Origin of the sequence: Bacillus sp. CFBP9009, assembly GCF_036541465.1 — a bacterium.
Classification (GTDB): Bacteria; Bacillota; Bacilli; order Bacillales; family DSM-1321; genus Peribacillus.
Window position 1 is genome coordinate 56943 of record NZ_JAZHFU010000007.1, and the last position, 14891, is coordinate 71833.

The 14891-nt window shown below is 40.5% G+C and carries 12 protein-coding genes; 10 read left to right on the forward strand and 2 right to left on the reverse strand.

Going from position 1 to position 14891, the window contains the following annotated elements:
- The first annotated feature begins 8 nt into the window (after nucleotides 1-8).
- The 4 genes from uxuA to V3595_RS17675 all read left to right on the forward strand — a co-directional run bounded on the left by uxuA (nucleotide 9) and on the right by V3595_RS17675 (nucleotide 4506).
- The gene (gene uxuA, locus V3595_RS17660) at nucleotides 9-1085 is read left to right on the forward strand and encodes a mannonate dehydratase (protein ID WP_485908578.1); all 1077 of its coding nucleotides are present in this window, start codon (nucleotides 9-11) and stop codon (nucleotides 1083-1085) included.
- Nucleotides 1082-1918, forward strand: a complete 837-nt coding sequence (locus V3595_RS17665) for an SDR family oxidoreductase (protein WP_485908579.1) — start codon at nucleotides 1082-1084, stop codon at nucleotides 1916-1918. Before uxuA ends, V3595_RS17665 begins: the two co-directional genes overlap by 4 nt.
- Nucleotides 1919-2104: 186 nt before the next feature.
- Nucleotides 2105-3106, forward strand: a complete 1002-nt coding sequence (locus V3595_RS17670) for a LacI family DNA-binding transcriptional regulator (protein ID WP_402905286.1) — start codon at nucleotides 2105-2107, stop codon at nucleotides 3104-3106.
- A 158-nt stretch (nucleotides 3107-3264) separates the two neighbouring features.
- Nucleotides 3265-4506, forward strand: a complete 1242-nt coding sequence (locus tag V3595_RS17675; protein WP_485908580.1) for an MFS transporter — start codon at nucleotides 3265-3267, stop codon at nucleotides 4504-4506.
- Between the two features lie 68 nt (nucleotides 4507-4574).
- On the opposite strand, the gene V3595_RS17680 is transcribed toward V3595_RS17675, so the two are convergent.
- On the reverse strand, nucleotides 4575-5441 hold the full coding sequence (locus V3595_RS17680; RefSeq protein ID WP_485908581.1) for a helix-turn-helix domain-containing protein: 867 nt from the start codon (nucleotides 5439-5441) through the stop codon (nucleotides 4575-4577).
- Nucleotides 5442-5635: 194 nt separating this feature from the next.
- Here V3595_RS17680 and V3595_RS17685 point away from each other — a divergent pair, with 194 nt between their 5' ends.
- The 4 genes from V3595_RS17685 to V3595_RS17700 all read left to right on the forward strand — a co-directional run bounded on the left by V3595_RS17685 (nucleotide 5636) and on the right by V3595_RS17700 (nucleotide 10774).
- On the forward strand, nucleotides 5636-7141 hold the full coding sequence (locus V3595_RS17685; RefSeq protein ID WP_485908582.1) for a UxaA family hydrolase: 1506 nt from the start codon (nucleotides 5636-5638) through the stop codon (nucleotides 7139-7141).
- A gap of 45 nt (nucleotides 7142-7186) precedes the next feature.
- The gene (locus V3595_RS17690; RefSeq protein ID WP_485908583.1) at nucleotides 7187-8200 is read left to right on the forward strand and encodes a zinc-binding alcohol dehydrogenase family protein; all 1014 of its coding nucleotides are present in this window, start codon (nucleotides 7187-7189) and stop codon (nucleotides 8198-8200) included.
- Between the two features lie 59 nt (nucleotides 8201-8259).
- Entirely contained in the window at nucleotides 8260-9747 is a 1488-nt protein-coding gene (locus V3595_RS17695; protein WP_485908584.1) for a tagaturonate reductase, read from the forward strand.
- Between the two features lie 322 nt (nucleotides 9748-10069).
- On the forward strand, nucleotides 10070-10774 hold the full coding sequence (locus tag V3595_RS17700; RefSeq protein WP_095392223.1) for a TerC family protein: 705 nt from the start codon (nucleotides 10070-10072) through the stop codon (nucleotides 10772-10774).
- A gap of 189 nt (nucleotides 10775-10963) precedes the next feature.
- Here V3595_RS17700 and V3595_RS17705 read toward each other — a convergent pair whose 3' ends face one another.
- Nucleotides 10964-12445 carry an aldehyde dehydrogenase family protein gene (locus V3595_RS17705; RefSeq protein ID WP_137017626.1) on the reverse strand — a complete coding sequence of 494 codons (1482 nt, stop codon included), beginning with the start codon at nucleotides 12443-12445 and terminating at the stop codon, nucleotides 10964-10966.
- A 236-nt stretch (nucleotides 12446-12681) separates the two neighbouring features.
- Here V3595_RS17705 and V3595_RS17710 point away from each other — a divergent pair, with 236 nt between their 5' ends.
- Nucleotides 12682-12834, forward strand: a complete 153-nt coding sequence (locus tag V3595_RS17710) for a hypothetical protein (RefSeq protein ID WP_485908585.1) — start codon at nucleotides 12682-12684, stop codon at nucleotides 12832-12834.
- A 121-nt stretch (nucleotides 12835-12955) separates the two neighbouring features.
- On the forward strand, nucleotides 12956-14788 hold the full coding sequence (locus V3595_RS17715; RefSeq protein ID WP_485908586.1) for a sigma-54-dependent Fis family transcriptional regulator: 1833 nt from the start codon (nucleotides 12956-12958) through the stop codon (nucleotides 14786-14788).
- Nucleotides 14789-14891 lie beyond the last annotated feature (103 nt).

Below are 14891 nucleotides of genomic sequence, written 5' to 3' on the forward strand. Positions count from 1 at the left end.
GGTGCATGATGAACATTACATTTAGATGGTACGGGAAAGACAATGATACTGTTACATTGGAGCACATTAAACAGATTCCCGGAGTGAAAGGGATTGTCTGGGCACTACATCAAAAACCTGTTGGTGAGGTATGGGAAAAGGAAGAAATTAAAAAAGAAATCGAGTATATCCAATCATTTGGTTTTCACACGGATGTCGTAGAAAGTGTAAATGTCCATGAATCGATTAAATTGGGTAACGAAGATCGCATGGTATATATAGAGAAATACAAAGAGACGATCCGGAATCTTTCGGAAGCTGGAGTGAAAGTCATTTGTTATAACTTCATGCCGATCTTTGATTGGACTCGGACTGAAATGTTCCATCCTTTGGAAGATGGCTCAACTGCTCTGTTTTATGAAAAGGCGAAAGTGGATACGTTAGATCCACAAGATTTAATTCGTACGGTAACGGAAGCCTCAGATTTAACTTTACCAGGTTGGGAACCAGAAAAGATGGATCAAATCTCTGAATTATTCGAAGCATACAAAACTGTGGACGAAGAGCAGCTGTGGGCGAATCTTGAAATATTCCTAAAAGAAATATTACCTGTTGCCGAGGCTTGCGGTATAAAAATGGCAATACACCCGGATGATCCGCCATGGTCCATTTTTGGCTTGCCAAGAATCATCACCGGAGAGTCGAGCTATGAAAAACTGATCTCGATTTCGGATTCACCGTCAAATGCGTTCACCATGTGTACAGGCTCGATGGGGGCAAACCCTGAAAATGATATGGTCCAGGTGGCTAAAAAGTATGCAAACCGTTCGCCTTTCTCCCATATAAGAAATGTGAAGATTTATGAAAATGGCGACTTTGTGGAAACATCCCATCATACCCAGGATGGATCCATCAATATACAGGGCGTCGTGGAAGAATTGAATAAGCAAAATTATACTGGTTATGTCAGACCGGATCATGGCCGCCATATATGGGGTGAAGAATGCCGCCCAGGTTACGGTTTATATGACAGAGCATTGGGAATCATGTATTTGCTCGGATTATGGGATGCATATGAAGCTGGTAAATCAGGTGGGGAATCATGATTCCCATCCATGAAAACTTAACGAACAGGGTGGCAGTGATCACTGGAGGCAGCGGTGTTTTATGTTCCAAAATGGCCGTTGAATTGGCCCGTCATGGTGTCAAGATAGCTATATTGAACAGAACGGCAGAAAAAGGTCAAGAAGTGGTCGAACTCATTGAACAAGCAGGGGGGACTGCGATATCAATCGCGGCAGATGTTTTGAATAGAACCTCATTGGAGGATGCAAGAGGGAAAATAATAGAAACATTCGGAAGAGTGGATCTATTAATAAATGGAGCGGGAGGCAATCATCCTGATGCCATTACAGCTCCAGAGAAATATGGGGAAGAAGCAGAAGGAAAATCATTTTTTGATCTGGATGAAGATGGTTTCTCCCAAGTTTTTGCCAGTAATTTCACCGGTACATTTTTGGCAAGTCAGGTTTTTGGAAAAGAATTATTGCAAGTGGAAGCACCAGTTATCGTAAATGTATCTTCCATGAGCGCCTACGCTCCAATGACTAAAGTACCAGCATATAGTGCTGCCAAAGCTTCGATAAATAATTTTACCATGTGGATGGCTGTTCATTTTGCCGAAGAAGGTTTAAGGGTGAATGCCATTGCTCCAGGATTCTTTTTGACGAAGCAAAATCGGGATCTTTTACTTAATGAAGATGGCAGCCTGACGGCAAGGTCTGATAAAATCATTACTTCAACACCTATGAAGCGTTTCGGGCAGCCTGAAGATTTACTTGGTACCTTGCTTTGGCTCGTTGATGAATCCTATTCGGGCTTTGTCACAGGAATTACGGTACCGGTCGATGGGGGCTTCATGGCATACTCGGGCGTCTGAAGCCAGGTCCAATAAAAAGGCGAACAAGTTAACGTGATTAAATTAGTTCCACGGGTTGGGAAATTGTCTTTTTTCTGCATCAGAAGGTGATTGTAAAGCTTTACTTATTATAATAGAATATTCCTTATATATAAGCCATTTTGGTATTAGGCAGAGAATTGAAATCACATGACAGGAATGAATGAAATGAAAACCATTACAATTACTGATGTCGCCAATCACGCGAAAGTATCAAAAAGCACAGTTTCCCAATACCTGAACAAACGCTATGAATATATGAGTGAAAAAACAAGGAAAAAAATTGAAGAAACAATAGAAGAGTTAAACTATCAGCCTAATATAATAGCGCGCAGTTTAAAACAAAAATCCACTTTTACCGTTGGGGTAGTGGTTGCAAATATCCTTCACACATTTTCAACGCAAGTTATTAGAGCTATAGAAAACTACTTTTATGAACAAGGGTTCCACATTATCGTATGCAATGCAGATGACAATCCTGAAAAGGAAAAGAATTATATTGAAATGCTAAGAGCTAAACAAGTGGATGGGATCATCATTTTCCCCACAGGGGACAATCTTGATTTATATCAACGTATGAAGAGTGATCAATTCCCGATTGTTTTCATGGATAGGACGATCGAAGAATTGGATATCGCTACAGTCATGCTCGATAATCATCTTGCTTCCAAGTTAGCGATCGATCGGTTTATTGAAAAGGGTTTTGAAAACATTGCAATCATAACCACTTCAATAATACGCGATATCAGTCCTCGAATCGAACGGATCCAAGGTTACAAGGATTCGCTCGCGTCACATGGGATACCATTCAATTCTGATTATATAAAAACAGTGAATGCAGATGAAATTCCGGTTGCACTTTCAGAATTTTTCGAATTGGAAAAGCCGCCTCAAGCCATATTGGCAGGTAATGATATCGTACTTAATGAAGTATTGCGTTATATGAAACAGCACGAAATCAATATACCTGATGACATAGCAGTCATAGGAATCGATGATGTTCCGTATGCAAGTTTCTATACACCGACCATCACAACGGTTAATCAGCCAGCCATTGAAATGGCCAACTTGGCAGCAGAGTTACTGCTTAGTCAAATCAATAAAACAGGAAAAGAGGATACAAGCGTCCATCGCTTGAAACCGACTTTGCTTTCAAGGAATTCTTGCTAGAACCGGATGTAAGAATTCCTGTGAAAAAGAAAGCGCTTTTTTTACGGGGATTCTAAACCGATTTAGTTATAGGTCATATAGGCTTTACTCTTGGTTATTAAATGGAAACGTTTCCAAAAATGCTGCTGCATTTATAGAAACGTATAGGGGGGTACTTTATGTTTTCAAATGGTAGAGGAATGGTTATCGTTTTCTTGTTCTTGGCAGGGGTAATAAATTATCTGGACCGATCTGCACTGTCCATTGCAGCTCCGTTCATCCAAGATGATTTATCCTTAACAGCAACACAGATGGGAATTATCTTTAGTAGCTTTTCAGTTGGTTATGCCGTATTTAACTTCCTTGGAGGTATGGCGTCCGATAAATGGGGTGCAAAGCTTACACTTTTCGTGGCGATGATCGTTTGGTCTTTATTCAGCGGTGCACTTGTGCTGGCTGTCGGTTTTGCCAGTATGATAGTCATCCGCATCCTGTTTGGGATGGGCGAAGGCCCTCTTTCGGCAACCATCAATAAAATGGTCAATAACTGGTTCCCGGCAAATCAACGGGCATCTGTCGTTGGTTTGACGAATAGCGGGACGCCGCTTGGTGGCGCCATCGCAGGTCCGATAGTTGGATTCATTGCCATCTCATATGGATGGAGAGTTTCTTTCATTGCCATAATGGTGATTGGGCTTATATGGGCGGTTTGCTGGTGGAAGTTCGTTAAAGAAAAACCAGAAGAGTCAAAGGAACAGAAACTTACAGGAAAATCTTATGTAGCGGCAACATCGGAAGGAAAGGTGAAATTCACCTTTTATTTAAAACAAAAAACGGTTTTATTTACAGCTCTAGCCTTTTTTTCCTACAACTATATTCTCTTCTTTTTCTTAACTTGGTTCCCAAGCTATTTGGTGGATGCACGCGGCCTAAGTGTGGAAAATATGAGTATCATTACAGTGATTCCTTGGATTTTTGGATTCATCGGACTTGCTTTGGGTGGATTCGTGTCGGATTTCTTCTTTAAAAAATTCGCTCAAAAGGGTGTTTTATTCTCACGTAAACTGGTGCTTGTAACATGTTTGTTCTTATCGGCAGTATGTATCGGTTTTGCCGGACTTGTATCCACGACGTTCAGTGCGGTAACGCTTGTAGCACTTTCCGTCTTCTTCCTATATTTGACTGGTGCCATTTACTGGGCAATCGTCAACGATGTCGTAGACCCTGGTAATGTTGGATCTGTTGGAGGTTTTATGCATTTCTTGGCAAATACAGCAGGAATCATAGGACCGACGTTAACAGGATACATTGTCGATACCTCAGGCACATACACAGTTGCATTCTTGCTTGCTGGTGGATTGGCCATCGTTGCGTCGCTAGCAGTCATCCGTTTTGTACGACCGATAGTAAAGCCTGCGTAATAGATTGTTAGAATGGAAGTGTCTCCCAAGGGGAAGACACTTCCATTTTTTATGTTTAATAGGCATGCCTAGCGGATCCGATTTTCTTTTCGAAATGTAGCTGGTGTCTTTTCATTGTATTTCTTAAAGGTACGATAAAATTGGGGCATGCTTTCAAAACCACACATTTCAGCAATATGGGCAATGGTGTGATTCGTTTCCAGCAAAAGTTCCTTTGCCTTGATGATTCTTTTCGTGTTTAGATACACGATTAAGCCAATTCCAGTCGTTTCCTTAAAAACCCTGCTGAAGTGAGCGGGACTGACCAAAGCTTTTTGTGCAAGTGCCGTCAGTGTTAATGGTTCATCAATATGTTCATTAATATAGGTTAAAATATCTTTGATCCATTCTGAACTATAGCTGCCCTCGGATAAATCTTCTTTGCCATTTATCCGGGTACGGTATAAATCAAGTATGATCTGGTGGACGATCAGCAAACAAGCATGCCTCGAGCCCATTGATTGGCTAGTTGTTTCTTGCAGGATGAGCTGTAGCTGTTCCTCCATCTTTACTTGTTTCTTTTGTGGCAATGATATTTTATAATTCTTACTCTTTTTTGTCAGATCAAATAAATGTAAATATGAAAAAGAATCATCAACCACATCTTTATATATTAATGTGGGACTGAAAAAGATAATGGTGGAGGTGACAGGGTCGTCCTTATTCGGTAATGCCCTATGAATGGTATTATTCGGGATCAGGAATACATCCCCTTGCTGCATATCATAAAACACATCACCGATAAAAAAGGTCCCTTTACCATTATAAACATAAACAATTTCATAATAGTCATGCATATGATCGGACAATTCATTCTGGGGACTTTTCGTATCTTGATAGACAAAAGAAAATGGGAAAAGTAAATCATGGTTTAATGCATTATGGATTTTTTTCATTTGTTCATCTCCTGAAAGTATAATACAACAAGAATGAGTATATTTATAGCAAAATACGCAATTTATATTACATAAATTGATGTTAAAATTAAAATAGATTTAAAAATTAAAAAATTCAAGGAAAAAATGAAAGGGCTTTCGGAATGGAGTGACGTTTGGTTCTGAACGTCTTACTCATGATAAGGAGGGACAAAATGAATAAATTTGTTCAATTGCATTCAAATGATGATGTTGTTATTTCCTTGGAGGGGACTCATAAAGGACAGAGCCTCCAGATTCAAACAGAAGACAGGGGAATGATCCATATCAAGGCAAATGACGACATTCCTAAAGGGCATAAGATGTTAGTGAAACCGGTTAAACGAGGGGAGGACGTAATCAAATTTGGCTACTCGATCGGAAAAGCTAAAGAAGATATCTCCATTGGCGATTGGGTTCACACCCATAATCTAGCATCCGGTTTGCATGGTATATTGGATTATTCCTATCAACCTAGCATTCAAGATACAAAAGAGCCAAGTCAAAACCATACCTTCCAAGGATATATCCGTGAAAATGGGGAAGTGGGTATCCGGAATGAAATCTGGATCATCAATACGGTAGGTTGCATCAATAAAACTTGTGAACTTCTCGCTAAAATGGGCAATGAGCAGTTTAAAGATCGTCAAATCGATGGGGTTCATCACTTTTCCCATCCCTACGGGTGTTCTCAATTGGGAGATGATTTGACCCATACGCGGAAACTATTGGCAGCCTTGGCTCAACATCCAAATGCAGCAGGGGTTTTAGTTGTAGGATTAGGGTGTGAGAACAATCAAATCGAATCATTTAAAGAAGCCATAGGCGAATTTCCTCCTAATCGGATTAAATTTTTAAAAGCCCAGGAGGTTCAAGATGAATTGGAGAGCGGCTTACGTTTAATGGGGGAATTAGTGGAATATGCGGAAGGGTTCGTACGCCAGACCGTACCGGTTTCAAAGTTGAAAATAGGCTTGAAGTGCGGGGGGTCCGATGGTTTTTCAGGCATTACAGCTAACCCATTGGTTGGTGCGGTTTCCGACCTTATTGTAGAAAATGGCGGGACCACGATATTGACAGAGGTTCCTGAGATGTTTGGAGCGGAAACGATATTGATGAACAGGGCAAGGGGTGAAGAAACCTTTGAGAAAATCGTTGGCCTAATTAATGATTTCAAACAATATTTCATTCGCCATGACCAGGAAATTTATGAAAACCCTTCACCTGGAAACAAGGAGGGCGGCATAAGTACACTGGAGGAAAAATCACTTGGATGCACGCAAAAAGGTGGCCATGCCACTGTAGTGGATGTAAGCCCATATGGACAACGAGTAGTGAAGCATGGTTTGAATTTAATCAATTCTCCTGGAAATGACCTGATTTCGGTGACGGCTTTGGCAGCAGCCGGCGCACATATCGTTCTATTCACTACGGGAAGAGGAACGCCATTTGGGGGACCGGTGCCAACTGTAAAAATAGCTACTAATTCGGATTTAGCCGATCGTAAAAAGCACTGGATTGATTATAATGCCGGGCGGTTGATAGAAGGTCAAAAGATCGATGACTTAAAGGACGATTTATTTCACTACATTCTTGAGCTTTCATCCGGTAAAAAGAAAACGAATAATGAAAAATTCGGATATAGGGAGATAAGCATCTTTAAAGAAGGAGTCATTCTCTAATACATACACAATTTCTATCAAGTTATTAAAAAGGAGTGTTAATCAGTGAAAAGTATCGTTTGTGAACAACCTTTTGAATTTAAGATGATACAGTCGGAAAAACCCGTACCAAACTCAGGGGATGCTTTGATTCGTGTGCGGCGCATAGGTATATGCGGTACAGATATTCATGCCTATGGAGGCAATCAACCCTTTTTTAGCTATCCTCGAATACTTGGCCATGAATTATCCGGTTATATTGAGTCGATACCGGAAAATGAATCTGGGCTTAATGTCGGGGATCAAGTATCGATCATCCCCTATATGGAATGTGGAGAATGCCTGGCTTGCAGAAGTGGGAAAACGAACTGCTGTACGGATATGAAAGTGTTGGGTGTACATGCTGAAGGCGGCATGAGTGAGTGGATTACGGTTCCTTATAATCATTTGGTGAAAACCGAGGGTCTCACACTTGACCAATCCGCAATGATAGAGCCTTTAAGTATAGGGGCTCACGCAGTTAGGCGCGCTGCTATTCATAAAGGGGAATTTGCACTTGTAATTGGTGCTGGACCAATTGGCTTGGGAGTCATGGCATTCGCTAAAGAACAGGGTGCGAAGGTAATCGCAATGGATGTAAATGATGAACGCCTTGCATTTGCTGGCAAATGGGCAAATGCCGATTATACTTTGAACGTTTTGGAGAATCCAATGGAGAAATTAGCCCAATTGACGAATGGAGATATGCCAAGCGTGGTATTTGATGCGACAGGTAATGCAAAATCAATGATGGATTCATTTAAATATCCTGCTCACGGCGGAAGATTGATTTATGTAGGTTTAGTTAAAGCGGATATTTCCTTTAATGATCCTGAATTCCACAGTAAAGAGCTTACATTAATGGGAAGCCGTAATGCAACAAGGGATGACTTTGATTATGTCGTGAATACGCTGAAAAATGATTTGTTGGATATGAGCCAGTATATTACACACCGCACACATTTGGATGAAATGATCAATCAGTTTGAAGGTTGGTTGACTCCTGAAGCTAAAGTGATCAAGGCCATTGTCGAAATATGAGCATTAGGTATGCTGTCATAAGGCAACCGATATTTCTATTAGAAAGGAGTTCCTTGATCATGAACATAAATAAAAGTCAACTGAAGCGTCTGAGTAAAGATACAAACGCTGTCCAATATCCACATATTATGGAACTTCCCATAAAAGTATTGCAGATTGGGGAGGGGAATTTTCTTCGAGGCTTCTTTGATTGGATGATTTATGAATGTAATAAACAAGGTCATTTCATGGGAAGTATTGCAGTTACCCAGCCTCGCCCCGCCGGTAAAGGGAAAATAGAGGAAGTAAAGCGTCAAGATGGACTGTATACATTAATGTTACGTGGTTTTCACCAAGGCGAGAAAGTGGAACATACAGAGATCATTTCCGTTTTTTCAAAGGTGATTGATCCATATGAAGAATGGATGGAATTTTTAGCACTATCAGAAAATCCTGAATTGGAATTTGTAGTTTCCAACACGACTGAAGCAGGGCTCAAATACCAGCCGATTCCTTTGGAAGAAGGAAAGCCGATTGAATCTTTTCCAGGAAAGCTGACTGCTTTTTTGTATCATCGTTATCTGCATTTCAACGGGGATGCGAAAAAAGGACTGATCATGCTTCCATGTGAGCTTTTAGAGAGAAATGGTGATTCATTGAAGCAATATGTTCTTAAGCATAGCAGGGATTGGGATTTACCAAAGCCATTCATGGAGTGGGTGGACCGGGACAATCTATTCCTAAACTCGCTTGTAGACCGTATCGTTACAGGATTCCCAGCCAATGAGTCGGACAACCTATTTGCTGAATGGGGATACAAGGATACTCTGCTAAATACGGCAGAACCCTACCATTTATGGGCTATTGAAGGTGACCCTTGTATTGATCAACGTCTTCCTTTACAACAATCCGGCTTAAATGTGCATTGGGTAAAAGATTTGACACCTTATCAAATGAGGAAGGTAAGGATACTTAATGGTTCACATACCTTGTTGGCTCCTTTAGGCATTTTATCTGGATTGGAAGAAGTAAAACAGGCAATCGATCATCCGGAATTCAGCCAATTTCTGAGCAATGCCATCGAAAAGGAAATAATTCCTTCATTACCTTTTGATCAAAATGATATGATGCTATATGGGGAAAGTGTACTTGAGCGATTTAAGAATCCTTTTGTACAACACCTCCTGGCCGATATTTCGCTGAATAGTATATCGAAGTTCAAGGCTCGTCTCCTGCCTACCTTAGAGGAATATCATAAGGCGAAAGGGAGGCTGCCCGACTGTATCGTAAGAGGTTTTTCGGGCCTGATCCGATTTTATAGAGTTAACGAAACCAAGGGGAGTTATATTGGTAAAAGCTTTGCGGGTAAAGTCTATGTCGTTAAAGATGATATAAAGACAATTGAATTTTTCAGGGAACAATGGCTTCGTTATGAGAGGGAAGAAATCCCGCTTAGACAATTGGTAGAGGCAACGTTAAGTAATCAATATCTATGGGGGAAGGATTTGAGCGATATCCCTAACCTTGGAAACGAATTATGCCAATATCTAGAAGGGATGATTGACTGAAATTATCCGTTGAAAGGATTTGGACAAGGTTAAGTTCATGAATATCATTCCTATCTATTATTTTTTTCTTTATTTTATTTGTATTTTTGGTATACTGAATTAGTGATATTTTTTCTTGGTAGTTTCCTAATGGAAAGATATTAAAAGAATTACATATTCTTTATTCCCGTGAAGGGGAGTAGCGTCAGGGATAACCTGAAATAAAGTCGTCATTACGTGGGAATCCCACCGGCTTTATTGGCCTAATTCATTTAGTGCTTAGCGAGACCTTTGCCATTTATGGCAGAGGTCTCTTTATTTTTGTAAAAAGGAGGAAATTATGTTGGATTTTTTAACAGGTGAATTCATTTCAGGACTTTTAGCGATCATTATGATAGATTTGGTTCTAGCCGGTGATAATGCGATCCTTATTGGATTGGCTGCAAGAAAGCTTCCAAAAGAACAGCAAAAAAAGGTGATAATATGGGGAGCGGTCGGGGCAATAGTGATAAGGATCATCGCAACGCTGCTGGTTGTTTGGCTATTAGAGGTGCCAGGACTGCATTTAATAGGGGGACTACTTCTTGTATGGATTGCTTATAAGCTACTTATTGATGAAGAAGAACATGATGTGAAGCCTGCAGACTCTATGTGGGCTGCTATAAAAACTATCATTATTGCAGATGCATTGATGGGATTGGACAATGTCCTAGCTGTTGCAGGTGCTTCTCATGGTAACTTCACTTTAGTGGTAATCGGTTTACTTGTATCAATTCCAGTAGTGATGTATGGAAGCACTTTGATCCTGAAACTGATCGAACGCTTCCCATTCATCATAATAATTGGTGCGGGAATACTAGGCTGGACAGCTGCTAAAATGATCGTAGCTGAACCTTTCATGCACGACTACTTTGCAAATCCCTTCATTAAATATGGATTTGAAGCAATAGTGGTGATTGGAATCCTGGTAGCCGGGATTTCAAGACAGAAAAATATCGAAAAAGAAAAAGCAAACAGAGAAAAAATGCAAATCGAACGTAATGGATAACCGATACAAAGAGACCTTTCAAAATGAAAGGTCTCTTCTTTTTGTCTTTGCCATATAAGTACAAAACAAGAAAAAGGATGTACCAAAGTCCGCACTTTGGTACATCCTTTTGCGAATTAGGAAACGATAACATGCACTTCAATCATGATATCTAAGCCAAATGAGCATATGGAGCGTTCACTCTATTTATTAGTTTAAGTTAATCCATACACTTTTGACTTCCGTATAATTATCTAAAGCATAACTGCCCATTTCCCGACCGATTCCACTTTGTTTATAACCGCCAAATGGAGAAGCTGCATCAAATGCGTTATAGCAGTTTACCCAAACTGTACCTGCTTTTAATTCATTAGCCACATAATGGGCTTTTTTTACATCCTGTGTCCATAAACCTGCAGCCAATCCATATTCTGAGTTATTTGCACGGTTTATCACATCATCCAAATCGTCAAAAGGCATCGCAGCTACAACAGGACCGAAGATTTCTTCTTTAGCGATTGTCATTTCATCTTCAACGCCTGCAAATATTGTAGGCGTTACAAAATAACCCTCTCCTTGTCCGTAATTGCCCCCGGTAACCACTTCAGCTCCTTCAGACTTTCCTTTTTCAATATAACCGCCCACTCTTTCCATTTGTTCACTGGATACCAAAGGCCCTATCTGGGTAGATGGATCAAGACCGGCCCCTTGTTTAATGTTTTTTGCATGGGACACTAAGTCAGCTACCACGTTATCATAGGATTTCTTTTGAATGTACAGGCGGGAACCGGCACAGCAAACTTGTCCTTGATTAAACATGATGCCCATTAAAGCTCCAGGAATGGCTTTACTCATATCTGCATCCGGTAGAATGATATTAGGTGATTTCCCGCCTAATTCCAACGAGATTTTTTTCACGGTTCCCGAAGCTTGGCGCATGATCATTTTCCCTACTGAGGTTGAACCGGTAAAGGCAATTTTATCTACATCTGGATGGTCTACAAGCGGTGACCCTGCTGTTTCACCAAATCCAGGTATGACATTGAGAACGCCAGGAGGAAAACCTGCTTCAAGCGCCAATTGACCTAAATATAATGCTGAAAGCGGCGTTTGCTCCGCTGGTTTTAAAACGATCGTACATCCGGTTGCAAGGGCTGCGCCTAATTTCCATGCGGCCATAAGTAAAGGGAAATTCCAAGGGATGATCTGCCCTACCACCCCGACTGCTTCATGACGGGTATAATTGAAGTAATTCCCAGCAACAGGTATTGTTTGTCCCACTATCTTAGTGGTCCATCCAGCATAATAACGGAAGTGATCGATTGCAAGGGGGACATCGGCATTGGTGGTTTCGCCAATCGGCTTGCCATTATCCAGGGTATCCAATTGTGCTAACGCTTCTTTATGTTCCTCCATGAGGTCCGCTAATTTATAAATGAGGCGACTGCGTTCCGATGCACTCATTTTTTTCCATGGACCGTTGTCGAAAGCGTTACGGGCTGCTTTGACTGCTTTATCTACATCTTCCGGACCTGCTTCACTCACAACCGCTAAAACCTTGCCGTTTGAAGGATCGAGGGTCTCAAAGGTTTTTCCTGAAGCAGCTTCCACCAATTCCCCATTAATCAAAAGCTTTTTAGTGCCCTTCAAGAATTCTTGCACTCTTGGATTTAGCTTAATAGTTTGTTCCATGTATAATACCCCTTTTCATTTGGATTTTAAGTTCGATATTTGTTCGGACAATGGCGTTCCTCTAAGTAAAAGGATCAGGCATAATCTTATGTTTTTGATACCATTCTCATTGGCTGACTTGCAGCAAGTCTGAATATCTTTAAAAACTGGATTACTTGAATTCTTTCCCCCCTTATCATAAGGAATCTATTTCTCGACATGTAATTATGCAAGACTTATGCCATTACAAAAAACCAATGAAACCAGCTAAAGAAGATGCTGGAGGGACATGGGAAGGTAGCAAACTGTTCCATATTGGAACAGGAAGTTGTACCAATATGGAACAAAAAAGTTTAGTAGTTGGCATAATGCGTTTTCATTTTGGTGGATATCTGAATTTTCTGTTATAATTAAACTGAATGAACGAACCCTGAATGCTCTGAAACTTTGGATTACATAGAGTTTCATTAATGAAATTGAATAAAAAACAGTGGCCGATTTACTGGATTATACATACGGGAGGATTATTCAATGTCTGTTAATATAAGCGCGGATAAAGGAACCGTACCGGCATTTATTCAAGAATCATGGCAGCGGTGCATTTCGAAGGGACTTCAGCCAAGCATGATGGATAAGGAAGATATGCTTGGTGCATTTGAGTTGGCCGAATACCACGATCGATATGCGGAACTCCTGTACCATTCTTCTCCCATTTTAGAAGAAGTTTATCGCACGATTAATGGTTTGGAGTCCATTTTATTACTTGCTGCTCCTGAAGGATATATCATCGAAACAGTTGGGGATCCAGCTTTCATTCGACATGCAGATAATGTTTCCCTGAGAAAAGGGGCCAATTGGCTAGAGGAATCAAAAGGAACAAATGCGATAGGAACAGCCATAGTAGAGAAAAACCCTGTATTAATTCATGGCAGTCAACACTTTCATCAGGATAACCATTTCCTTACTTGTGCCGCATCGCCCATTTATCACCCTGAGGGGCATCTGCTTGGTGTTTTGAATTTAAGCAGTCATCAACAGAATTATCATCCTTTTTCCATTAGTTTAGTTCAGAGGGTGGCTGATAGCATCAAACAAGCACTCTTATTGTCACATACACAAAAAAGGGAGAAAAACCTTTATTTTATATATGATTCATACCCTGATCCGTTAATTACCCTTGATAAAGAGGGAAAAGTTACAGATCTCAATATAGCGGCGTCACATGTTATCGGCACAATGGAAAAGCCAGTATCGAATATAGTATCAGGAACAGACCCACTTGTTTTAGAACAGAAGGTTTCAATTAAAGACCAGGAATTCCTGGTTCAAACCCTTGGCAAAAATATAGAACATCAATCCTCCGTGATCGTAAGGTTAAAAAAACAAAAATTGATTGATGGTTTAAAAACTAATCGTTATCAATTTAACGATATAATAAGTAATGATCCGCAAATGAATCAAACCATATCCATTGCTAAAAGAGCTGCAGCGCTTGATATCAGCCTCCTAATCACTGGGGAGAGCGGAACGGGAAAAGAACTGTTCGCTCAATCCATTCATGGGGTTAGCTTAAGAAGTGATAAGCCATTCATCGCCATCAATTGCAGCGCAATTCCCGAAAACTTATTGGAAAGTGAGTTATTTGGATATGAAAAGGGTGCCTTTACTGGCGCAAAAAGCGGCGGGCATAAGGGGAAATTCGAAGCTGCAGATGGCGGAACCCTGTTTTTGGATGAAATCGGGGACATGCCGCTTAAAGCTCAAGCGACTCTGCTCCGCGTGCTTCAGGAACGATGTGTGACGCGTGTCGGAGGAAATGCTTCCATTCCAATCGATGTAAGGGTCATTGCCGCCACCAACAAAGACTTACAAAAAGAAATTGAAGCTGGAGAATTCCGTGCAGATCTATTTTTCCGACTTTGTGGATTATCTTTAAAACTTCCAAATCTAAGGAGTCGTAAAGATTTATTGCTGTTAGCAGAATATATTTTAACGGATTTACCTTATAAGAGCGAACATACCGAACTAACTGACGAAGCTAAAACATTCATTTTGGAATATTCGTGGCCAGGTAATTTCCGTGAATTGCAAAATGTGCTGGGACAGGCTGCATTCCTAGCTGATAATGGCCCGATTACAAGGGAATTGCTTGCGGCACTTTGTCCTGTTTCTTCCATTACACATGAGGAAGGGGCAAATGCCGATCGAGAACCAAGAAACTTTCAAGAACAAGAAACCCTACTTATCAGGAATGCATTGGAACGAACAAATGGGAATATCAGTAACGCAGCGAAACAACTCGACATCGGCCGTAATACGCTATATAGAAAAATGAAAAAATATGGAATTAACTTTCAAAAGTAAGAGACTCTCAGTTTATAAAAAATATGAAGAATCTTTTTATGACAATTTCAGATTCCCGACCTGATTTGGTCGGTTCTTTGTTATCGCAAGTAACTATATGCGG